This is a genomic window from Undibacterium sp. TJN25 (assembly GCF_049339885.1).
In the GTDB taxonomy this organism is placed as follows: domain Bacteria; phylum Pseudomonadota; class Gammaproteobacteria; order Burkholderiales; family Burkholderiaceae_D; genus Undibacterium.
Genome location: NZ_JBMPPM010000002.1, coordinates 1 through 23172, shown reverse-complemented (window position 1 = coordinate 23172; position 23172 = coordinate 1). Strand labels below are relative to the sequence as shown.

The window sequence follows — 23172 nt, the reverse complement described above, 5'->3', positions numbered from 1 at the left end:
ATCCGATATCGGCCTTGGCGGACACGCCAACACGGGCCTCGGGTACTGTTCAATCATTTGGGAATGGATTTTGAAAAAAACGAATAAAACCGCGGTCTTTACCATTGTTTCTCTGAATTACGGCGCATTTGCCAGGACGCTGATGGAAAGCCTCAGCACCACGCACCCGGAATGGGACAGGCATGTGCTGCTGGTGGACCGCTGTGAAGACCCGGCGAGTGTCGGCGGCGACCTGTTTTCTGCGATGACGGTGGAGCAGTTGCCGTTGCCGAAAATGCGCGAATTCCTGTTCCGCTACGGCATCATGGAGTTGAACACAGCGGCCAAGCCCTATATGTTCGCCCGCTTGCGCCGCCAGGGTTACGAGCGCGTTGTGTATATTGACCCGGACATCCTGGTGCTGGACCGCCTGGAGGATGTGGAACGCCTGCTGGACGAAGGCGCAGCCGCCGTGGTCACACCGCACCTGACCGCCCCGCTGGACGATGGCCTGGAGCCGAGCGAACTCGACATCATGCGCGCAGGTTCCTACAACCTGGGGTTCCTGGCGCTGGGCAGCCTGCCGGCATCGGATGCTTTCATCAAGTGGTGGGAAGACAAGCTGGAATACGGCGCCGTCTCCGATCCGGCGCGCGGCTTGTTTACCGACCAGAAATGGGTAGACATGGCGCCCGGCATGTTCGGCGGCTTTGCCGTGCTGCGCGACCCCGGCTACAACGTCGCTTACTGGAACCTGCCGCACCGCCCTGTTACCCGCCAGGGCAATGCATGGCTGGCCGGCGGACGTCCTTTGCGCTTCTTCCATTTCAGCGGCTTCGATCCGCAGAACCCTCAGCCATTTTCCAAGCACCAGAACCGCCTTCGGCTGGATACGATAGGCGAAGCGCGCGAACTGGCGCTGGAATACGCCAGGCGCGTGCTGAGCCACGGTTTTGCCGAATTCAGGAAGCATCCCTATGCATTCGGCGGCTTTTCGGAAGGTACGCCTATTCCACCGGCTATACGCCTGCTGTACCGTGAGGATGCCGACGTACGCTTCCAGGCGGGAGAAAACCCGTTCGATAGTGCCGATTACTTCGTGTACGGCAATGCCGGCAACCTGCCGCCCGTGCTGCGCGGCCTATGGCTGGAGCACCAGCACCTCCAGCGGATGTTTCCAGACCCCCTGGGTAGCAGCCGCGTCGCGTTTTATCACTGGTTTACCGAATCCGGCGGCGTCGAAGCCGGTATCTCCGACATCTATATTCTGCCGGTGCGCCGCGCACTGGCAGGCATGCGCGCCAGCGGGGACAAGGCCATAGGTCCTGACGACCAGCCCTCGGTCTGGACGAAGAGCCTGGTGTATCTGCACAAAAAGGCAACCGGCGGCAAGCTGGGTGCCGCACGGCTGCAACAATACCAAAAAATTACCGGGCCGGTCGCCTTTGCACAATTGGCCTTTGGACAATTTCGCGGTTCGCGCTGGGCCAGCAAGGTGGGGCTGGCACTGCCGGATACCGCGAGACTGGATCCGCTGCAGGCCGCGGCAGCCTACGGCGACCGCAGCAGCGGAGTTCCTTTGGTCAGCCCGTCACGCCGTATCAGCCGCTTTTCCGGCCTGTACGCAGAGCCCGGAAAGAACGCCTGGTGGGTAGGCCGCCAGGCACGGTTTGTTATTCTAGACAGCCCTGCCTCCGGCACGCTCAGGCTGCAAGGCATACACCACCCGGACATGCACCAGCGCGCGCACGGCAATCCTGTCCTATCCATGTCGCTCGGGCTGGACGATGGCGACCGCAGCACCGTGAAGATCTCCGACGCTGGCCCATTCGACATCAGCATCGACCTGAAACAGCTTCCGCAAACCTGGCCGGCAACGCTGCACCTGAGGCCGGAAACCAGCTTTGTGCCTAACGCACTGGGCGACAGCGACGATGTCCGCCATCTGTCCTTGCAGATTGCCAGCATCAGCATAGGCGGCATACACGTATTCAATGCCGCACAACAGCCGCCTGCCAATCTGCCGCAGGCACGCGGCGCACCTGGCGTCAACGTCATCGGCTATGCCCGTTCCGAGCATGGCGTAGGCCAGTCGCTGCGCCAGTTTACCGGGGCGCTGGATGCGGCAGCGATTCCCAGCGCCATCATCGACTTCAACAATAACAACAACAGCCGCGTGGAAGACCGCAGCCTGGAAAGCCGCCTTGTCACGGAGCCGGTACACGCGATCAATGTGTTCCACATCAATGCAGACCAGATGACGGAAGCGGAGATGAATCTGCCGGCCCACCTTTTCTCCCGCTATAACATCGGCTTCTGGCACTGGGAGCTGCCCAATATGCTGGATGAACACCTGGCCGGTTTCAACAGCCTGAACGAAATCTGGGTACCGACCGGTTTTGTGCAGGAAGCCGTCGCCAAACGCTCGCCGGTGCCGGTGGTGCGCATGCCGCATGCGATACACTTCAGTATTTCGCCGGATGCCAGCCGCGCCCGTTTCAATCTGCCGGAAGACACCTTCCTGTTCCTGATGATGTACGACTTCTCGTCATACCAGGAGCGCAAGAATCCGCAAGCCGCGCTGGACGCTTTCGACCAGGCTTTTGGCAAAGGCAACGACAACGCAGGCAACAAAGCCGCACTGGTCATCAAGACCCAGAATGCGCAGTTCCACAACGCCGATGTGGCTGCGCTGCGCGACAGGCTGGCGGGCCGCAGCGATGTCATCTGGATCAATGAAACGATGACGCGGCAGGAAGTGTATGACCTGCAATCCGTCTGTGACGCACTGGTATCGCTGCACCGCTCGGAAGGCTATGGCCTGGGGCCGGCAGAAGCCATGTTCCTCGGCAAGCCGGTTATTGCCACCAACTGGTCCGGCAATACCGAGTTCATGCGCCCGCAAAATTCGCTGCCGGTCAATTACACGCTGGTCCAAATAGAAAAAGACGTGGGTGTATACAAAGCCGGCCAGACCTGGGCAAATGCCGATGTTGGGCACGCTGCAGAGCTGATGCGCCGCATCGTCGAAGACGGCGAGCTGCGCGCCCGCATCTCCGCCGAAGCCAGGCGGACGATGGCGGAGGAATACAGCCCCGCCGTCATAGGCAGGCGCATCCTCGACCGCCTGGAATACATCCAGGCAGCATTGCAGAAGTAGCAGACCAACGCAAAGCCACATGGCGGCCCATCACGGGCCGCTTTTTTTTGCACCGGGATTCGGCATCCTGGCAGCTAGCAGAAACCGCAGGGCCAGCTAACAATCGTTTGCAAACGCAAGGCGATCTGTGCTTTAAATTGTTGCCTTCAGCCAATACAATGCAGGCACAGAGCAACCAGCCACCAGTCCACCAGCGAGCAGCCATGTTCACCGAAGCCCGATTCAATACCAGGCAATTTGAAGTCACCTCCTTCCGCGCGCACGGCTATCTGGACGCGCGCTTCGACGGCAATGTGGCCTATCATGAGGCGAGCGGTCCGTTCAACCTGGAGTTTGTGCAGACGCTGAAAAAAACCCTGCATGCGCTGCACACGGTTGTCAAACCGGTGGGCCGCTGGGCGGAAATCCTGGTTGTCCGCGGCAATGCCATCATGTCGCTGGAAGCCTATGAAGCGATGGACAAGATGATAGGCTGCCTGCTGAAGCAGGGCCGCGCGGCATCCGCCTTTGCGCATGTTACGGACGACAGCGTCGAGGGCCGCACCATCATGGCCATCCGCTACGAGAAACTGTTCAGGAAGCATAACCTTCCCTACCGGACTTTTGACAATACCAAGGATGCGGAAAGCTGGGTGGCCGATATGCTGCAAGCCTAGCCGTTCGCCCTGAAACAAAAACGGCGGCCTGCATATCGCGGCCGCCGTTTTACTTTGTCTGCCCGATTTGCTACAGGGCGTGCTCTATATTGTTCACTATTTTGCTCACCATTTCCGGCGCGGCGTCATGCTCGCGCCCCTGCACTTCCACCGTGGAATGGTCCAGCGTGGCCAGGCAATGCCAAAAATGCACGTGCACGCTCTCATATTCCCCGGCCGCGCTGGACTGCAGAAAAGCGGACGGCAGCGCCATGATGGGGCCGTAGACCAAGGGATCAAAACGCTTCAGCTCGTCCAGGGACTTGGCGGACAGCGCATCGATGACCGTGTTTTTCAGCAGCGTCTTTGCTACCTTCTCGTCCTGGAAGCGCTCGGGGTCGTGTTTTGCCACGAGCCATGCGGCTTCGTCCCAATTACCGATCTCGAAATAGTATTTTCTTTCCATCGCCGGCCTCTTGATCCAAAAAGACATGCTGTTCAGGGTAAGCGCCGTATTGCCACGGCACAGATCCATGTAACAGTTAATGTTTCCACATGGAAATTATATCTCAGCTTCGCGAAAGCCGGAAGAGCGGACCGGCTTTCATTATTGGCAATATTACATTGTCTTACAAATTAGCACGAACGCTCACTTCTTCTTACTGGAGCATCTGCCCAAACAGGCATAAGCTGATTCCAGAAAACAATGATTTTGCCAGTGCGTCTGCTTGAAAAACTTCCTGCTTTCAGCGTTAGCTGGCGTACGGAATTCCGTTTTCAACAGGACGATATTAGTAACACGAGATCATTTAGCATCAACCGACCAGAGAGTCGCCTCACTTTCTGGATTCAAGGCGGGAATGGACGCTTATATCGGGTGCTTCAGATGAATCACGGGTGACACTATTTTTTGTTGAGGCAAGATCATGGATGCGATTAAAGCGATTGCGCTGCCAATGCTGTTACTGCTGCTTACCGTGTTCGTCAGCCCCCTGGCGCTGGCGGACAAGCTTTCGGCTAACGTTTCCAGCGGCCCGTCCGCTCCTGTGCCCCCTGATGCGGCAAGACCTTCGGCGCTACGCATGGATGTTCCGCGCGCGAGCACGCAAGCCTATGCCGACCGTAGCAGCATGAGCATGGCTTCCTCGGGCGTTTATGCCCCTGCATCGGCAGACCAGGGCAGGACGATGGACATCCCCATGGATAGCCGCGACGGCCTGCACATGATGACCGATGGAGAACGCCCTGCGCTCGAATACAAGCTCAGCGAAACCAACGCCATGCGGGTACGCACAATGCGGCGGGGGGCCAAAGTCGTGATGGCCTGGCAATTCAGATAAACAATTCGGGCAGGCAATTCAAGACGCCCACGCCAAATACCTCCCGCCTGCCTTATACTTGCGGCTGCAAGCCCGCATCCATCGCCCTCACCGGCTCTCATTCCAAGCACCGTGCCATTTTCCTCCCTGGGCCTGATCCCTCCGCTGCTGCGTGCAGTCAGCGAAAAATCCTATACCGCGCCGACCGCCATCCAGTCTGCCGCCATTCCGGCCATCCTGCGTGGCGAGGATGTGCTGGGCCTGGCCCAGACCGGCTCCGGCAAGACTGCCGCATTTGCCCTGCCGCTGCTGCAATTGCTGCAGCAGGCCCCCAACGAAAAGCCGAAGCCGGTACGGATAGTGATCCTGGCGCCCACCCGCGAGCTGGCGGCGCAGACCGGCGCCTCGCTGCGCGCCTATGCGCAGCACCTGCCGCAGCAGCCGAAAATCGCCATCGTCTTCGGCGGCGTGTCCATCAACCCGCAGATGCTGCACCTGCGCGGCGGCGCCGACATCGTCGTCGCCACACCGGGCCGCCTGCTGGACCTGATAGACCATAACGCCGTCAACATTTCACGCGCGTCCACGCTGGTGCTGGACGAGGCAGACCGCCTGCTGGATCTGGGCTTTGCCGAAGAGATCAAGCGCATCCTGGCGCTGCTGCCGGCGCAAAGGCAAAACCTGTTTTTTTCCGCCACCTTTCCACCTGCGGTGGACGCGCTGGCCGCTGCGCTACTGCAGCAGCCGCTGCGCATCGAAGTGGAAGCCACCGACGCCGGCAAACCCGATATCGCACAGACCGCCATTGCCGTGGACGAGGGCCGGCGCACGCAATTGCTGCGCCATCTGATCCAGCAACAGCAATGGAGCAGGGTCATGGTTTTTGTCGCCACCAAATACGCCGCTGGCCATGTGGCCGACAAGCTGCGCCGCAACGGCATCCATGCCGAAGCCTTCCACGGCGAACTGAGCCAGGGCAAGCGCACGCAAGTGCTGGCAGATTTCAAGGCGGCGCGGCTGCAGGTGCTGGTCGCCACCGATGTGGCCGCGCGCGGCATCGATATTGCCCAGTTGCCTGCCGTGGTGAACTACGACCTGCCCCGCTCGGTGAGCGACTACACCCACCGCATAGGCCGCACCGGCCGCGCAGGCCAGAGCGGCGCTGCGGTCAGCTTTTACAGTGCCGCAACGGAAGCCCATTTGAGGCTGATAGAAAACCGGCTGCAACTGAAACTGCCACGCGAACAGGTTCCCGGCTTCGAGCCTGCAGAAAAGCAGCAGGCGATGACTGAAGAAGCGGCCGCGCTGGCCACCGAGCAGCTCAACGGCGGCATCAAGGGGAAAAGAAAGAGCAAGAAGGACAAATTGCGCGAGGCGGCGGCCAAAAGCGGCGACGGAACTCCACCGCAATAGCGAGAAAGAAGACAAGCGCAGCTTGAGGTGCAATATCACCTGGCATTTGGATACACAAGCTTAATTGCCGGGATTGCAAGCTTCGGTTATGCTCGCTATATTCTCGGGCTTGCGTGTTTCAGGCCTGTTTTTGAATCTTTTTTGAAACCATTCCCAACCAGCGTAAAGCTGCATCTTTCAAGAGCCCCATGACACCTCGCCGCCTTACCCAGTTTTGCCGCAGCAGCCTGATCATTCTTGCCTGCGCATCCCCCGCCCTGTTCGCCCTGCCTGTGCACGCCGCACCGCAAACAGCCGACGACGGCGTGGCAACCCTGCCGGTGCCTACGGTTCCCCCGTTGACGCCCGCACCTGCAACTTCCGCCCCCGCAGCCGCGACACCTGTTACAGTGCCAGCCTCGCCTCATCTGGAAAACGCCGTCGTCAAGATTTTTTCGACGATACGCGCACCCGACCCTTTCCGGCCATGGAACAAGGCCACTCCAGTGGAAGTCAGCGGCTCCGGCGTCGTCATTGAGGGCAACCGCATCCTGACCAATGCGCATGTGGTCGGCTACGCCAGCCAGGTACAGGTGCAGGCCAAGCAGGGCGGCGACAAGATTTCCGCCACGGTGGTGGCCATTGCGCGCGGCATCGACCTGGCCGTGCTGAAGCTGGATGATGAATCCTTCTTCGCCAGCCACAAGCCGCCGGTACGCGCCAATGTGCTGCCGGACATCAAGGATGCCGTGCTGGCCTACGGCTACCCTACCGGCGGTACATCGCTGTCCATCACCAAGGGTATCGTCTCCCGCATCGAGTTCGTGCCCTACAACTACCAGACCTCCGGCCTCCGGATACAGATCGATGCCGCCATCAACCCCGGCAACAGCGGCGGCCCGGTCATTGCCGGCGACAAGATGATAGGCCTGGCCTTTTCCGGCGCGATCAATACGCAGAATATCGGCTACATCATCCCCAATGAAGAAATCGAACTGTTCCTCAAGGACATCGCCGATGGCCGTTACGACGGCAAGCCCGCCATGTTCGATGCCCTGCAGACTCTGGAAAACCCGGTGCTGCGCACCTACCTGAAGCTGGATAAATCCGTGCACGGCATGGTGGTGCAGCATCCGGCACAATCCAGCGCTTCCTATCCGCTGAAGGAATGGGACGTGGTCACGCAGATCGGCGAATTTCCTGTCGATAACCAGGGCATGGTGAAATTGAATGCAGACCTGAATGTGCGCTTCCAGTACCGCATACAGCAGCTGGCCAAGGACGGCAAACTGCCGTTGACGCTGATCCGCAATGGCAAGACGATGACGATACAGCTGCCCGTCAGCGCCACCCGTCCGCAACTGGTACCGCCGCTGCTGGGCAGCTATCCTTCTTACTTCGTTGCAGGCCCTATCGTGTTTTCTCGCGCCTCGCTGGAATTCCGCGCGCTGATCGCCAACAACCCCGTGGCACTGAATGCCTATGCCTACAACAACAGCCCGCTGGTGACGCAGCTTGGGGACGAGCCCAGCGCAGAGCGCGAAGAACTGGTCGTAGTCAGCGCACCATTTTTCCCGCATAAGCTGGTCAAGGGCTACGACAACCGCTTCGGTTCGGTACTGTATTCCGTCAACGGCACGCCGGTACGCAGCCTCAAACACCTGGTCACGCTGCTGCGCGATTCCAAGGATGAGCTGATCGTGCTGAAGTTCGACCAGCGCATAGGCGAAAACATCGTGTTGCCACGTAAGGAGCTGATGGCCGCCACTGACGAAATCCTGACCGACAACGGCATACGCTCGCAAGGCTCGCAGGACATGATGGATGTGTGGCAGGGCAAGGCAGGCAAATAAGCTAAATAAGCGCCTGGTTTTCAATCCGGTATCCGCCTCGCTAAATCCCCGCGCCATGCGGGGATTTTTGCAAGCGCCTCTTCCTGCCTCTTCCTGCCTCTTCCTCGCTGCAAGCAAATGCAGGCACCGCAGTTCAGCGTCAGTAATTCTCAACCGGTCCGCACTGCATACCGGTTAAAATATCCATGAAAAACAACCTCTCCTTTACGTGAGCGAAATGCGCGGCTTTAGCCTTGGTGTCAGCTTCTTCCTTCTGGCTTGCGGAATATCGCTGGCGCTGAAGATGGATAGCCGCAGCGAAGCGGTCACTGCACAGCTGCATCCGGCACTGGCGCAGCTGCCTTCAGAACTGGTATGGGCCTGGGAAAGACCGGAAGACCTGCGCTGGCTGCCCGCCGGTATCGGCGTTGCCTATGTCGCCTCGTCCATCACCTTGCAGGGTGATGAAGCCCTGGTGCACCCGCGCGCCATGCCGCTGCTGGTCAATGAATCCACGCCGCTGGTGCCGGTGCTGCATGTTGATGCTTCCTGGCGCATGCCGCCTACGCTCAGCCTGCCACAACAGGCGCGCATCACGCGAGAGCTGCTGCGCGTGGCGCAGCGCAGCAACAGCCGCGTGGTGCAGCTGGATTTTGAAGTGCGCCGCTCGCAGCGCGCTTTCCTGGCTGCCTCCATCGCTGCCATCCGGCAGCAACTGGACCCGCGCATTGCGCTGTCCGTGACCGCACTGGCTTCCTGGTGTCTGGACGACAACTGGATGCAGCAAAGCCGCGCCGACGAAATCGTGCCCATGGCTTTCCGCATGGGGCCGGATCAGCAGGCGCTACGCCAGAGACTGTTGCAGCAGCAGGGCTTTACACCAGCGCACTGCCGCTCGGCGATAGGTTTTTCCAGCGACGAACCGAGGATGCGTGTGCATGCCCATCGGCGCTACTACTTTTCACCCCGCCCCTGGACTGCCGCCAGCTGGCAGAACCTCGCGGCGGCCACCCCGTCATCCCCGCACACTCCATGATTGCCACTCCATGACCAAGCACCTTTCCATGCGCACAACGAAGCTCCACTCCCTGCTGGCCAGCGCCCTGCCGCTGGCTTTTTCCACCTCTGTCCTTGCCAGCGGCGGGGAGGGATTTACCGAAAACCGCTTCGCCTCCGAATACCAGGTTGCGCCAGCACAGTTACCCGCGTTTGCAACGGGTAACGTCGGTGTACTGCCGGGTAGTTACTGGCGCATCTATCAATACCTGACCTTCCAGGCTGCACGCGGCAAGCCGCTGACACCGGCCCAGCTGGAATCGCTGCACCTGGACCGCTGGCATATCGGCGGCGTCCCGGGCGACGCGGCTGACAGCTCTAATGCCAGCGCCAACACCAGCGTCAAGGCCAGCGATGCCCAGAGCGATGGCGACGACTGGCCCAAGGCCCGCGCAGAGTTCGCCAAATTATGGGGGCTGCCGCCGGGTGCACCGGTGGAAATGAGCGCGCAAAGCGAATCCGGGGAAGACTATCTGAATTGCCATCCGGATGCCTTTACCCAGGCCGTCACCACGCTGAAAGCACGCGCCAGGCTGGGCGCGGGCGGCAAGCCGGATGCCTGGCACAAGGTGTGGCTGCAAGGGCAGGATGCGGTGTTTGCGAACTGCGCAGAGCCGCCGCGCCAATACGGCAAACCCATCGTCAAACGTACGCTGCAGTTGCCGCCGCCCCTCCCGGCCAACGCGCCGGACTGGCTGAAATACGATCAGGCCTACCAGACCTCTGCCGCCAACTTCTACGCACGTAATTTCGATGCCGCCCATGCGCAATTCCAGGCAATTGCCGCCAACGGCAAATCGCCGTGGCAAAAGCTGGGCGGCTATCTGGCGGCCCGCAGCCTGATCCGCAAGGCGCTGCTGAACTATCCGCTGCAAAACGGCCAGCCACCAGCCCGCGAACGTAACGAAACGCTGTTGCAGGCAAAAAAAGAACTGGAAGCAATCCTTCCATCCTTCCCCGTTGCCAAACAGATGCTGTCGCTGGTGGATGCGCGCATCAACCCCGCCGAACGCGTCGCCGTGCTGGCCCGCACACTGGAAAAAGCACCGTTCAATGAAGAAACGGCCGGCCTGCTGAGCGACTACCTGGTCTTGCTGGACAATCAGCCGCGCACTGCCATGATAGAAGCCAAGGAACCGCTGACCGCCTGGATAGGCAGCATGCAGGCGGAAAGCAGTTCGACTTACTGGGACGCCCCTTCCGAAGAGGAGATTCAGAAACAGCACAAGATCGCCATCGACACCCTGCGCCAACGCTGGCTCAAACAGGCCGATCCGCTGTGGATGGCGCCGTTGCTGTCGCTGGCGCGTGCCAATGAACTGAACCCGGCAGAAAGAAAAGCCGCAGCCGCCGTGCCCGCCACGCATCCGCTGTACCAGACAGTGCAATACCATCTCGCCCGCCTGGCTATCCTGGAAGGCCATCCGGCGCAGGCCGACAAAGACCTGGACCGTGTATTGGCCGCCTATGGCAAGACCATGTCTGTAGCGACAAGAAACCGCTATCTGGCGCTGAAAATGCTGTCCGCCGGTTCACAGGATGAATTCCTGAAAGCTGCCGTGCGCCAGCCCGATGCACTGGATTCCGGCACGCCGATCGACAGCAATGCAGCAAAACAGCCGGAAACAGATGATGATTTCGAACGTACGGTCTTTCGTTTCCTGCCCCTGCCGGAATTAAAGACACTGGCGCAAAATCCGCTGCTGCCGGCCGCATGGAAACCGAAACTGCAAGAAACCATGCTGGCCCGTGCCCTGGTGCTGGGCGATGAACAGACTGCGCTGGATATGCTGGACAGCGTCGCCAAACCCCGCGCCACCACCAGGCAGCTTTATGCACGCTACCGCGCCGCCAAGCCGGGGCAGGAAAGAAAACTTGCCGGCAGCCTGATCCTCGTCAACACGCCCGAACTGAGCCCCTCCATTTTTGACCAGCAAAACCAGGCAAAATACTGGGGCTGCAAAACCTTCGACCACACGCCCTCCCCCGCGGACAGGCAGGCAACCAGCGCCTCGCCGCGCTACCTGAGCCAGGCCCAGGCGGAAGCCGCTGTCAAGGAGCAGAAAATTTTCCTCAGCCTGCCGCTGCGCACTGAATACATTGCGCCGCCGCTGTTGGAATGGGCAAAACAAAAGCCGAAAGATGAAGAAGCGCCAAAAGCGCTGCACTTCCTGGTTGCCTCCACCCGCATGGAATGTCCGTACGGCGCCAGCAAACCGGAAAAAGACCAGCTGCGCGGCGTGTATTCACGCGAAGCCTTCGACCTGCTGCACAAGCTGTATCCGAACAGCGTGTGGGCCAAGGACACGAAATATTATTTCTAAGACAAGGTAAAGCTAATGCAGATTTGCACCGTAGGCTCGGACCTGCGCAGAATGGTAGGTTGGGCTGACGCTTTATCAGCCCAACATCTTCGCAAACCTGGAAATCACTAATGCGAACACCGGGTGTTGAGCTGAGAACGCCTTCGCCCAACACCCATACAACTTAAACGGCTTACTTCAACAGCTCTAGTTCCGTCACTACCATACCCGCATCCGCCTTCTCCACTCTGAAGGCAATCTTGTCGCCCACCTTCAGCTTGTCCAGCATGGCGGGACTTTTCACGCGAAAGACCATGGTCATGCCGGGCATGTCCATGTCGGCGATATCACCGTGTTTCAGCGTGATCTTGCCGGCTCCGGCATCGATCTTGCGTACTTCGCCTTCCGTCAGGCCGCGAGACGCCGCCTTGGCGACAACAGGTTCCTGGCTTGCCGATTCGGCGGCGCTCGCTACATGAGTCGCTGTAACCAACAGGCTCGCCAGCATCAGTGTCTTGAAGATATTCATCGTGTTTTCTTTCATTTTTAGTGTTCCATCTTGCCGGTGGGTTTGCGTACCTGCACTTCCACTTCCGGCTGGTGTTTTTGTTTGAGCGGCATGCTGTTGCCAGCCGCCGCTTCCGGCGTGGCGCGCACCGGCTCGGTGGTGCCGCCTGTCCATTCATGCGCGACGGTGCCGGGCGGATGCTTGTACCAGCCAGGATCTTTATAGTCCCCCGGCTTCTGGTCCTTACGAATTTTGACGACGGTGAACATGCCGCCCATTTCCACGCCGCCGAACGGGCCTTCGCCGGTCATCATCGGCGCGGTATTGTCGGGGATGGGCATTTCCATTTCCGCCATGTCGGCCATGCCTCGCTCGCCCATGACCATGTAATCCGGGATCAGGTTGTTGATCTGCTTGGCGACGCCACTATGGTCAACGCCGATCAAATTGGGAACGTCATGCCCCATTGCATTCATCGTATGGTGCGATTTGTGGCAATGGAAGGACCAGTCGCCCTCTTCGTCCGCCAGGAACTCGATCTGCCGCATCTGCCCCACGGCGATATCGGTCGTCACCTCGGGCCAGCGGGCCGAACGCGGCACCGGGCCACCGTCGGTGCCGGTGACCTGGAATTCGTGGCCGTGGATATGGATGGGGTGGTTGGTCATCGTCAGGTTGCCGACGCGGATGCGCACCTTGTCGTTCTTGCGCACCACCAGCGGATCGATGCCGGGAAACACGCGGCTGTTCCAGCTCCACAGGTTAAAGTCCAGCATCGTCGTCACCTTGGGCGTGTAGGCACCGGGGTCGATGTCGTAGGAATTGAGCAGGAACACAAAATCCCTGTCCACTTCTTCTATCTGCGGATGTTTGCCTTTAGGGTGCGTGACCCAGAAACCCATCATGCCCATCGCCATCTGCACCATTTCATCCGCATGCGGGTGGTACATGAAGGTGCCGGGCCGGCGTGCCACAAATTCATAGACGAAAGTCTTGCCGGGCTGGATGGATTTCTGCGTCAGGCCGGAAACGCCGTCCATGCCATTGGGCAGGCGCTGCCCATGCCAGTGCACGCTGGTATGTTCCGGCAGCCGGTTGGTAACGAAGATGCGCACGCGGTCGCCCTCCACCACTTCTATCGTCGGCCCGGGAGACTGGCCGTTATAGCCCCACAGGTGGGCCTTGAAACCGGGCGCCATCTCACGCACTACCGGCTCCGCCACCAGATGAAACTCCTTGACGCCCTTATTCAAGCGCCAGGGCAGCGTCCAGCCGTTCAGCGTCACCACCGGATTATAGGGGCGGCCGGACTGCGGCACCAGAGGCGGCATCGTGTCCGGTGTAGTTTGCGTTACAGGCTCAGGCAGTGCCGCCATGGCCACCTTGCTGACCGAAGCCGCCGCGGCAGCGGCCGTGACCGCCCCCAGGCCACTGAGGAAATGTCTTCTTGAACTCATTGGTAATCCTTATCCATATATTGTGATCATTGCCCGACCTCGGCTTCCGCCTGCAAGGAAGCTGATATGCCGGCCCCACCGCCCAATGCAGGCTTGCCGACCAGGCTCATGTCCAGGTCTGCCTGGGCCAGCCAGAAAGCGCGCTTGGCCTCGATGGCGCCGTTGACGCTGAGGATTTGCGAGCGGGCATCGGCCAGCAGGTCGAACACGCCGATCAGCATGCCGTTGTAGCGCAGCTGGTTTTCTTCGGAGATGCGCTTTTTCAGCGGCAGGATTTCATCGCGGTAGTGGCGCGCGATGTCATAGCTGGAGCGATAGACCAGATACGCTTCGCGGACCTCGGAACGGGCATTGACGGCGATCTCTGCAGTACGGTTCAGCGCCTGCATGTACAGGGCTTCTGCCTTGGCCACCCGCGCGCCGCCCCAGTCAAACAGCGGCAACTCCAGCGTGACTTGGTAGCCGCGTTCCACCGGCTGATCCCGGTAGCTGTTGCGCACGGCGCCTATGTCCAGCACATTGACGAAACGCGTCGCCTGCGACAGACCCAGGTTTTTTGACAGCTGCTCGGTGCCCAGTCGCGCGGCCTGCACATCCAGCCTTTGCGTCATGGCCTGCTGTTCAAGATCGGCCATGTCGCCGGGTGCCTGCGGCAGCTCCGGCAATTTCACCGGCAGCACAAATGCCGTTTGCCCACCCCACAGGCCCAGCAGCCGGGTCAGCTTTTCGCGTGCGCGCGTCTGCGCCTGCTCGGCCCTGGCCAGCATCAGCGCCGCGTCCGCATAAAAGCCTTGCTCACGCGCCTGCTGCAGCTTATTGAAGTTGCCCGCCTGCTGCATGCGCCGCGCCAGTTCTGCGCCAGCATCCGCCGCTTTTTTCACCTGCTGCAGGTACAGCATGGATTCGTCGGCGGCCACCGCTACGTAATACGCCTTGCGGGTTTCAGACGCCAGCGACAGCACCTGCATCGCCGTATTCCGCTTGGTCTGCTCAAAGCGTTGCCGTTCCATCTGCTGCACGTAAGGCATGGTCAGCAGTTGGACAATATTGAACTGCAGCCCGCGGTCTATTTCCAGATCGCTGCCCTGGCGCAAACGGCCGAAACTGAAGCCGGGATTGGCGATGCGGCCGGATTGCACAAACTCCCCCTCCGAAATGCGCAGTTCGTAGAACGCTGCCTGCAAGCCGCGGTTATTCAGCAGCGCAAGCTGCACCGCATCGTCGGCGCTGAGGGGCGACGCCAGCAAGGTCTCTACCCTTTTAGCGGCGACATCGCGTTCAGTGTCGCTGCGCTGCCAGCTGACGTCCTTGCCGGCCTTTTCCTTTGCGACCTGCTCCACGCTGGCAAAGCCGCCGTCCGCGCTGAACGACGCACAGCCACCCAGCAGCAGCGGCAATAAAACGGCCGGCGCGGCTGCTTTCAGCGTTTTCCTGATATTTGCTATATGCATGCGCTTCATTGGCCGTGCTCCGCATGCTGGTGGGAGTGGCCTTGCTGGCCGCCCTCCTCTTTCATTGCTGCCGGGGACTTCTTGCCGCCGGCATTGAGTTCCGCGGCGTCAGGCTCGCGAGCCTGGCGTGCATAAGTGCGCCAGCCGCCGATCTTGCCGACGGCATCGTTCTGCGCCCTCCAGTTGCCAACTTCCTCGTCGGCAAAGGGCCGGTAGGTCTGCAAGCTGGACTGGTACTGCAAGGCAGGCACAGGCGCCCGCGCCTCCAGCGGATCGGGCCGCTTTTCAGGCTGTGCAGGCTGTACCGTTTGCGCCATGGCAAAGGGCGGCAAAGCCGACGTAGCCAGCAGCGCGCAACAGGCAAGCGCCTGCCGCCGCAAGGCCGCCAAAATTGATGGATTCATACAATCCCTGTGTAAAAATGTGAGAGACCGCGACCAGGCAAGCGTATTAAAAGCAAGGTCGCAACAACAGCTGCCGTATCTGGATCTGCAATCCAAGACCCGCAAACAGAGCGCAGGTTCAGCAAGGCAGTACCAACAGGACTAACGGAGTTTAGGCTCTGGGCGGCCGTTCAAGGCTGTCGCTGATATGACCGGCGGAAGAAGAAAAAATCAGGTCGATTTTTTCAGAGGAAGGGCGGGATAAGGTGGGATCGGCAAAGGCCGTCAGCAGCACGGCGCCCACGCAGCAGGCAGCGCAGGAACTGCATTTATCCTTTGCCGCAGCGGCAAAGGATTGGTGATGATCAGAAGCATTGCCTGCGGAAGCGGCGGCATGGTGATGATGCTCATGGCCCTGCGGCATTGCCATCGCAGCATATTCAACATTAGCAACGCCGGCAACATCGGCCGCCATCTGGTGATGCCCGGCGCCGCAAAACAGCATCGTACCTGCCGCGATGCCCTGCAAGGGTATCGCCAGCATCAGCATGCACAGCAGGAAAAATCGGGCCAGCTTTTTCATGTCGGCAATTATAGCCGAATTTAAATTTGGCCGTGAGCGACCCTCCCCCTCCATCTGCTCCCCACAGGCCCTACAAATCTGCAGCCCCCTGCGTGGGCCTCTCCATTTTTTGATTTGTCCTCGCAGGCGCCGGAATAGTATCGGCGCGGCCTGCTGCAAATGCAGCCTTGCCAAGTGGTGTGAGCCCAACCGAGATGCTGCGGATCTTTTTCACTTGGACGACCGTGGCCGGACTACCCTGGTTACCCCAGCTGGTCTGGATAAAGCTGACCACCTGGGCCACCTGCTCGTCATTGAGCAGGCTGGAATACGGCGCCATGGCCAGTGCAGATGGGGCGCTGACGGTAGCAGGCACCCTGCCGCCGGACAGCACCACATTGATTGCGGAGGTAGGGTCCGCGCTTTGCAGCACGGCGTTGCCGGCCAGCGCCGGGAAGGCATTGCTGTAGCCCTTGCCGTCGGAGCGATGGCAGCCTGCGCAACGGTCCAGGTAAATTTGCGCGCCGGCAGAAGTGACTACGCCGCGAAACAGCTCTTTGCCTATCTTGTCATCGGCAACAAAGGGAGCCGCTACCGGCGTGCTGGCCGACAGGGATTTCAGATAGCCGGCAATGCTCGCCAGATCCTCATCGCTCATATACTGCATCGAATGCGCGACCACATCATTCATCGCGCCGAATGATGCGCTGTGGGTATTGCGCCCGGTTTTCAGGAAGGCGGCAATATCCGCCGCGCTCCAGCGAGCCAGGCCACCGCCATGCTCATTGCGCAGCGAAGGCACGGACCAGCCGTCTATTGCCGTACCACCGGCCAGATAATCCTCATTGCCGACTTCGGTCAGCGCTTTTTCCTGCATGCCGAGGCCGCGCGCAGTATGGCAGGCGCCGCAATGGCCCAGGCCTTGCACCAGGTAGGCGCCGCGCAGCAGTTGCGCGCTGGCGCTGCTCGTGCCGCCTGTGCTGCCTGCGCTGCCCGCTGTGGCCGGCTGATAGGGTTCGGGCCGGGGCGCAAACGCCCAGCGCCACCAAGTCAGCGGAAAGCGCATCGACAAGGGCCAGGGAATATCGGCTTTTTTGTTGGGCGCCGGGTCCGGCTGCACGCCCTGCATGAAATACGCATACAAGGCCTGCATGTCGGCTACGCTTAGCCGTGAGTAAGACGGATAAGGCATGGCAGGATATACGGTATAGCCGCGCTTGCTGACGCCGGTGCGCATCAGCTTGTCAAAATCCTCGAAACTCCAGCTCCCTATGCCCTGCTCCTTGTCCGGTGTGATATTGCTGGAATAAACCTTGCCGACCGGCGTCGCCATTGCAAGGCCGCCGGCAAACGGCTTGCCGCCTGCGCTGCTGTGGCAGGCAACGCAATCGCCGGCCCTGGCCAGGTATTCGCCCTGCTTGATTAACTGAGCCTGCGGGTTGCCGCGCTCCGGCATCGCGGCATCCGCCGCATGCGCTGGCAAACCTGCCGAAAAGGCGATACATGAAACCAGCGCGTGCAGCCAGCGTAAAGAGCTGCTTCTCATCTGCGTCGTTGTCATCATACATCCACCAGAGGCCGGGGGTTCTTCAGGTATTGCTCGCGTATCGCCTTGGCGGACCAGTAGGTGAGCGCCGCTGCCAGGCCGGTCGGGTTGTAGCCGATGCCGACGGGGAAGACACCGGAGCCGACCGCAAACACGTTGTGCACATCCCAGCTTTGCAGGTAGCGGTTGACCACGCTCGTCTTGCGGTCTGCGCCCATCGGGGTACCGCCGGCCCAATGCGTGGTCTGGTAATTGCGCAGATCTAGATGGTCGCCGAATTTTTTGACACTGACATTGATCGATTTTGGATTCATTGCATGTGCAACATCCATCATCTTGTCGGTGACATAGCGGCTCATCTTGATGTCATTGTCTTTCCAGTCGAAGGTAAACCGAAGCAGTTGCTGGCCGAACTTGTCGGTATAGGTGGGGTCCAGGTCCACATAACAATCGCGGTACACCATGTTGGCGCCGTGGATGTCGAAGGACACGGTGTTGACGTAGTTATCCTTTACCGCTTTCTTCCAGGCACTGCCCCAGGCCGGTGTTCCCGTCGGCACCGGGATACCGGCTATCGGCTTGACACCGGCCGGGTTGCACCAGGACGGCGCGCCGCCGACAAACCCGAGCGGGCCATGGTCAAAATTGTCGCCGTTATAATCGTCCACCGCGACACTGACGCCACCGGAACCGATGAAAGGATTGGTATTGGTGTCCAGCCCATAAAACAGCTGTATCGTGGACATGGTCTGGTAGGCGATGTTGCGCCCCACCACACCCTCGCCGCTGACGGGGTCGTAAGGCTTGCCTATGCCGGACAACAGGAACAGCCGGGCATTGTTGTAGGCAAACGTGCTGGCGATGACCAGGTCCGCCGGCTGCTCCACTGTCTTGCCGGCGGCATCGACATAAGTGACGCCGGTTGCCATGGTCTTGCTGTCATCCAGGTTGATGCGCAGCACATTGCTGTTGGGCCGCAACTCAAAATTGGCGGCCAGGCGCAGCGCCGGCATGATATTCACATTGGGCGAAGCCTTGGAATAGTTGTAGCAGGCGAACCCGGAACAGAAGCCGCAGAAATTGCACGGACCCATCTGGCAACCGTAGGGATTGGTATACGGCTGCGACGCATTGGAAGAAGCGCCGATAAACGGGTGCAGCCCAACCTGCAACGCCGCCTTGCGGAACAGGTCCGACGTGTACGGCACCTTCTGCGGCGGCAGCGCATAGTGGTCGGAACGGTCTGCCTCGAACGGGTTGCCGTCACCGACCACCTTGCCGTTGACGCGGTAAGCCTGGCCGGACGTGCCGAAGACTTTTTCAACAAAATCGAAATGCGGTTCAAGCTCCGCATAGCTGACGCCGAAATCCTGTATCGTCATGCCTTCCGGGATGAACCTCTTGCCATAGCGGCGTTCGTAATGGCTTTTGATCTCCAGCTCTTCCGGCAATACCCGCCAGTGCTGGCCGGACCAGTGCAGGCCGGCACCGCCCACACCTTCTCCCGGCTTGAACGCGCCAATCTGGCGGTAAGGCACGGCAACATCGCCGGTTTTCTGGCGGAAGGTGAACGAGCTTTTGGACATATCCTGAAACAGCTTGGTGCGCTGGATATGGCTTAATTCATCGATAGAATTCGGATAAGCGCCGTCCGGATAGGTGTCGCGGTATTCGCCGCGCTCCAGCGCAACGACATTCAGGCCTGCCTCGGTCAGCTCCTTTGCCATGATCGCGCCCGTCCAGCCAAAGCCGACGATGACCGCATCCACTGGTTTCATTTTTATATCGGCCATGCCGGTTTCCTGTTCTTCTTGTTCTTTACCAATCCAAGCGACGGGTGCTGGTTTGTATTTATGCGATGGAAACGGGGGGCAGCGGATATCGTTTGCCGTACTGTTCCACCCAATCCATGTAATCCGCGCGCGCACCGGGGAAATTGATCATCTTCCATGCGGCCATGCCTTTATTGCCGCCGTGCTTGGGATCGCAAAAATAGCCTTCGCGGGTGTTTTGCAGCAGCTGTGCAAAAAAAGTCTTGGGCGGCACCTCCCCTATCTCCAGCGCACCTTTTTCCAGGTCGGCAATGAGGGCGTCCTTACCTGCAGCGTCCAGCTGGTCAAAAGGCTTGCCGGTTTTTTTTTGCACCGCCTGGGCCAGGCCGGCGAGCGCGCTGCGGTAAAGCTGGCGCGGGTTCATGGCCAGCTGGTAGCCGAACTCGTCCGGCGACGGCACAAACGGCCCTTGCATGAACCACAGCGCACCGTAGGCATAGGGCGTATTCATCTGCATGTCGATAAACTCATGCACACCGGCTTCCAGCGCGCCCGGCCCTTCCGCGTCCGCGGGAATCATGCGGTCCACCAGCGCGCACAGCAGCACCCATTCCGCTTCGCTGAAATAGGCAGGCTTATAGTCCCACCCTGAAGAACCGGAAGAAACCACCGCGGCGGCGCCACCTGCCATCAAAACAACTGCGGGCGCCATGGCAACCGACTTGCGCAGAAAATTGCGCCGGCCAGGCGAGATACCGATGATTTTCATGAACAACTCCTGAAGTAAGCAACATGCAATGCCAGGCAGCCAGGCAGATCGGCGTCAGCAACCCAGCTACCCGGGAAAACCTGCGCCGGCCTGGCAAACGTCGCTCTTGATGAAAGCGATCATCCCTGGGGACAGGATGGCGAAGTTGCCGTCCGCAATGGCAGAATCGAGTCCTTGCGCATAGACATCAAACGGCACATTGCAATTCAGCACGCGCTGCTCAAACACGTCTATCGGCACGGCCGAAGTGACGCCGTTGTCCAGTTCGGCATAGCAGCTGACGAGCAACTCTCTTATTTCCATTGTTGTTTTCCATGTTAGATGCGGCAGCCTTGCGATATGGCCAGACTATGGCTGCATGAGTGATGTGCAAGCTTAATGCCCACGACAAAACGACTCCGTTCGCTGGCTAACATTGGAAAATGGCAATACGTGTGCCGCAAGCAATGTGGGACAGGCTTAAGTGTGAATGAGCCTTGTCCGCCAGCAGGAGCCCGCTGGTGAACCAGATACGGCGCAGGGTTTTGCACCTACTCAGTTAAACAGGTGCTCTCGTCAGGCATTGGGGGCATGCTGATTGCAGGGTGAGGGGAACAGGCACGCGTGGCAAAACGTGTGACACCGCCGAATCGCTTCCGTTTGCAGACACTCGCGGCATTACGAAGTGATTTTCCCCCTATTGTTCCGGGCGGCCATAAAGTTCTTCCGTCAGCTACGGCGACGGGGCCGGTAATCAAACAGATCCCGGTGAAGTTCGATCTGTGGAATCGAGAAACCGTAAGAATTTTTGAAAATCATCATTTTCCCCTGACGGCCTCGCTCGCCGTGACAAGCGCTGCGCGCCGCGGTTCGTCCGTAAGGTGAGCAATTGCCAGCAATTGCTGAAAATAGGCCTGTGCCGTTACGACATCGTCTGAACTTTTTGCTGCCTGCGCTGCGCCATAGACCGACCAAAACCGGTTGGGATGTCTGGCAAGGGTCATCTTGAATTGCACCAGCGCCTGCGCCGGCTGCGAGTTGTCCAGCAGCAATTCACCCAGCATTTCCCGGGCCGGCACGAACGGCCCCGGTGTGATCGAAGCGAGCTCAGTCACGTCTTCCATCTCCACGGCGCGGGTAAGCGTCGCCAGTGCCTGAGCGGTATCTCCCTGCGCGATGCTCAGCTGCGCCGCCACTTCCCGCCGCTGAATCTCAGTCTGATCAGCCCAGAAATTGTCTTTTTTTGCGGTCAGCCGGTCGCGTATATCGGCCAGGTCAGCGATTGATTTTTGCGCCACTGCGGCGTTTTTCAAGTGGGCGGCACCCAAGCCCTTGGTAAAAATCGTGATGGCGTCGGCGTAGGGAAACGGGCTTTCGTACGGCGTCAGCGCCATCGCGGCCGCCCAGTCGCGTCGTTCAAGGCAATAGCGCGCCGGAATGGCTGCATTGGCAAAAAATGCCGTCGTCGGGGGCGCCGCTCCGGTTGCATTGGCAGGATCAAAACGACGGAATGTTTCCGCAGACGCCAGCACGAGTTTCCTGGCGGCCTCGTCCTGTGCGGTCTGCAGGTAGGCATAGACCATGTAGTCGCTGGCATGCAGCTCGTCTGCCGGTTGACCCGCCTTGCGGGCCGACGCTGCCGACGCCATATTCGTAGCTATTGATGCCTGCCAGTCGCCGATGCGCGTGAAGGTATGCGACGGCATGTGCAGGGCGTGCGGCGTGGACGGCGCAATGTTGCCATAGCGGCGCGCAGCCTCTGCTGCGCGCGAGGCAAGTTCGGGCTCGTCATACGCATGGATGATGTAGTGCGCCAGCCCGGGGTGATCGGGATATAGAACGAACAGCGCCTCCAGCATCGCGCCGGCCTTGAGCTGTTTTGCATAGGTCTTGTCCGCCGGATCAGCCGCTGACGCCAGGGCCAGGGCATAGAAGATACGCGCCTCGATATCGTCCGGATAGCCGGCGCTGACCCTGGCCATCGCCGTATCATAGGCGTTGAGACGGACTGACTGGTCTATGCGCGCACTATCCGCATACAGCTGCGCGACTGCGTCGATATAGGCCCGTTCCCGCGCCGTTTTCGGGGCAATTGCCCGCCCGGCCTCGGCTGCCTTCCATCCTTGCGCCAGTTGCGCTGGGGACCTGAAGCCTGCGAACGGATTGCCCCAGCTGCTAAGAGCAATACCCCAATAGGCAATGGCACACTCAGGATCGCGGTCGAATATCCCGCGAAAGCTGTTGATCGCCGGGCCGAACTGGAACGAATGCATCAAGGCAACCGCGCGATTAAAGTCAGGCTGAACGGTGGGCTTGCATGAGGTGCTGAAGCTGACGGTGCCGAGCGTCTCCGTCATCGTTTCCGTCATTGCGTGGCTATGGTCATGCTCTCCGGCAATTGCATCCCCAGTATCCCCGCGATTATGCCCCTGGGCCGAGGCATCAAGAGGCGCGGCCAGCATCATGAGGCAGCCCGCAGCAACAGCAAATAGTCGCATGGATATACTCCCGTATGGCTTCGGCTAATCCTCCGCCCGGATGGATACCGATAGTTGTCGATGCTACCACACCATAGCGACCGCAGCGATTGATACTGATGATTAAATGGGAGGTGTGCACCTACGTGGAGGTTGCATGAGGAACAAGCCAATTGCAATACGGTCACCCGATACGTATGTGATGCCAGGCTATTGCGCCATGCCGTTTAGCTCTGAATTGGCGGCATTAGTCCGCAGGAGTCAAGTAGTGGGCCAGGTCATCTGCAGGGACCCGCAACCGTTGCACCAATCGTGCGGGGATCGCGCTCAGCCGTTTGTGAAGGAAAATTCATGCGGTGAGGAAGCGATGACAGTCTTTAATTTGCAGCGTTACAAATTCGTTTTAGCTAGCTGGTTGTGTATGTCCGCTAACTGTTGATTTGCACTGAAAACTGACCCACTTTGTGGACTGAACCCCTTGGGCTGGACCAATCGGGTTTCCAGATTTAAGCCGCTTGCCGAGCGAGTTGTGCTTCGAATTTATTGGGTGATTGATAGCCTAGCGCCGAATGCATTCGCCGTTCGTTATAAA

Annotated in this window: 18 protein-coding genes; 7 read left to right on the top strand and 11 right to left on the bottom strand. The window is 59.7% G+C overall.

All coding sequences use genetic code 11. The annotated features are described in order from the left end of the window. Positions 1 to 70: 70 nt before the first annotated feature. Entirely contained in the window at positions 71 to 3139 is a 3069-nt protein-coding gene (locus tag ACO0LO_RS03695; protein WP_422962847.1) for a glycosyltransferase, read from the top strand. A 203-nt stretch (positions 3140 to 3342) separates the two neighbouring features. Beyond that, positions 3343 to 3795 (top strand): hypothetical protein, encoded by a 453-nt coding sequence (locus tag ACO0LO_RS03690; RefSeq protein ID WP_422962846.1) that lies wholly within the window; start codon positions 3343 to 3345, stop codon positions 3793 to 3795. Between the two features lie 70 nt (positions 3796 to 3865). Here the strand turns inward: ACO0LO_RS03690 and ACO0LO_RS03685 are convergent, their stop codons facing one another. Continuing rightward, positions 3866 to 4240 (bottom strand): hypothetical protein, encoded by a 375-nt coding sequence (locus ACO0LO_RS03685; protein ID WP_422962845.1) that lies wholly within the window; start codon positions 4238 to 4240, stop codon positions 3866 to 3868. A 460-nt stretch (positions 4241 to 4700) separates the two neighbouring features. Between ACO0LO_RS03685 and ACO0LO_RS03680 the strand changes: the two genes are divergently transcribed. From ACO0LO_RS03680 to ACO0LO_RS03660, 5 genes are all read left to right on the top strand, one after another. Next, positions 4701 to 5114 (top strand): hypothetical protein, encoded by a 414-nt coding sequence (locus tag ACO0LO_RS03680; RefSeq protein ID WP_422962844.1) that lies wholly within the window; start codon positions 4701 to 4703, stop codon positions 5112 to 5114. A gap of 111 nt (positions 5115 to 5225) precedes the next feature. Next, positions 5226 to 6506, top strand: a complete 1281-nt coding sequence (locus ACO0LO_RS03675) for a DEAD/DEAH box helicase (protein WP_422962843.1) — start codon at positions 5226 to 5228, stop codon at positions 6504 to 6506. A gap of 188 nt (positions 6507 to 6694) precedes the next feature. Then, a complete protein-coding gene (locus tag ACO0LO_RS03670) occupies positions 6695 to 8338 on the top strand; it encodes a trypsin-like peptidase domain-containing protein (protein ID WP_422962842.1) in 1644 nt (547 codons plus the stop codon). 217 nt (positions 8339 to 8555) lie between these two features. After that, complete coding sequence (locus ACO0LO_RS03665; RefSeq protein WP_422962841.1) at positions 8556 to 9353, top strand: hypothetical protein; 798 nt, start codon at positions 8556 to 8558, stop codon at positions 9351 to 9353. A 10-nt stretch (positions 9354 to 9363) separates the two neighbouring features. Further along, positions 9364 to 11697 carry a hypothetical protein gene (locus tag ACO0LO_RS03660; protein WP_422962840.1) on the top strand — a complete coding sequence of 778 codons (2334 nt, stop codon included), beginning with the start codon at positions 9364 to 9366 and terminating at the stop codon, positions 11695 to 11697. 172 nt (positions 11698 to 11869) lie between these two features. On the opposite strand, the gene ACO0LO_RS03655 is transcribed toward ACO0LO_RS03660, so the two are convergent. From ACO0LO_RS03655 to ACO0LO_RS03610, 10 genes are all read right to left on the bottom strand, one after another. Then, positions 11870 to 12220, bottom strand: coding sequence for a copper-binding protein (locus ACO0LO_RS03655; protein WP_422962839.1), 351 nt, complete (start codon positions 12218 to 12220; stop codon positions 11870 to 11872). 2 nt (positions 12221 to 12222) lie between these two features. After that, entirely contained in the window at positions 12223 to 13641 is a 1419-nt protein-coding gene (locus tag ACO0LO_RS03650; protein ID WP_422962838.1) for a multicopper oxidase family protein, read from the bottom strand. Between the two features lie 26 nt (positions 13642 to 13667). Continuing rightward, positions 13668 to 15092, bottom strand: coding sequence for a TolC family protein (locus tag ACO0LO_RS03645; RefSeq protein WP_422962837.1), 1425 nt, complete (start codon positions 15090 to 15092; stop codon positions 13668 to 13670). Between the two features lie 5 nt (positions 15093 to 15097). Then, positions 15098 to 15496, bottom strand: coding sequence for a hypothetical protein (locus tag ACO0LO_RS03640; protein WP_422962836.1), 399 nt, complete (start codon positions 15494 to 15496; stop codon positions 15098 to 15100). A gap of 151 nt (positions 15497 to 15647) precedes the next feature. After that, the gene (locus ACO0LO_RS03635) at positions 15648 to 16058 is read right to left on the bottom strand and encodes a hypothetical protein (RefSeq protein WP_422962835.1); all 411 of its coding nucleotides are present in this window, start codon (positions 16056 to 16058) and stop codon (positions 15648 to 15650) included. Between the two features lie 70 nt (positions 16059 to 16128). Further along, complete coding sequence (locus ACO0LO_RS03630) at positions 16129 to 17601, bottom strand: c-type cytochrome (RefSeq protein ID WP_422962834.1); 1473 nt, start codon at positions 17599 to 17601, stop codon at positions 16129 to 16131. Continuing rightward, positions 17598 to 19376 carry a GMC family oxidoreductase gene (locus ACO0LO_RS03625; RefSeq protein WP_422962833.1) on the bottom strand — a complete coding sequence of 593 codons (1779 nt, stop codon included), beginning with the start codon at positions 19374 to 19376 and terminating at the stop codon, positions 17598 to 17600. Before ACO0LO_RS03625 ends, ACO0LO_RS03630 begins: the two co-directional genes overlap by 4 nt. A gap of 58 nt (positions 19377 to 19434) precedes the next feature. Next, positions 19435 to 20124 (bottom strand): gluconate 2-dehydrogenase subunit 3 family protein, encoded by a 690-nt coding sequence (locus ACO0LO_RS03620; protein WP_422962832.1) that lies wholly within the window; start codon positions 20122 to 20124, stop codon positions 19435 to 19437. 66 nt (positions 20125 to 20190) lie between these two features. Continuing rightward, the gene (locus ACO0LO_RS03615) at positions 20191 to 20427 is read right to left on the bottom strand and encodes a hypothetical protein (RefSeq protein WP_422962831.1); all 237 of its coding nucleotides are present in this window, start codon (positions 20425 to 20427) and stop codon (positions 20191 to 20193) included. 494 nt (positions 20428 to 20921) lie between these two features. Then, positions 20922 to 22601 carry a tetratricopeptide repeat protein gene (locus ACO0LO_RS03610; protein ID WP_422962830.1) on the bottom strand — a complete coding sequence of 560 codons (1680 nt, stop codon included), beginning with the start codon at positions 22599 to 22601 and terminating at the stop codon, positions 20922 to 20924. Positions 22602 to 23172: the final 571 nt, after the last annotated feature.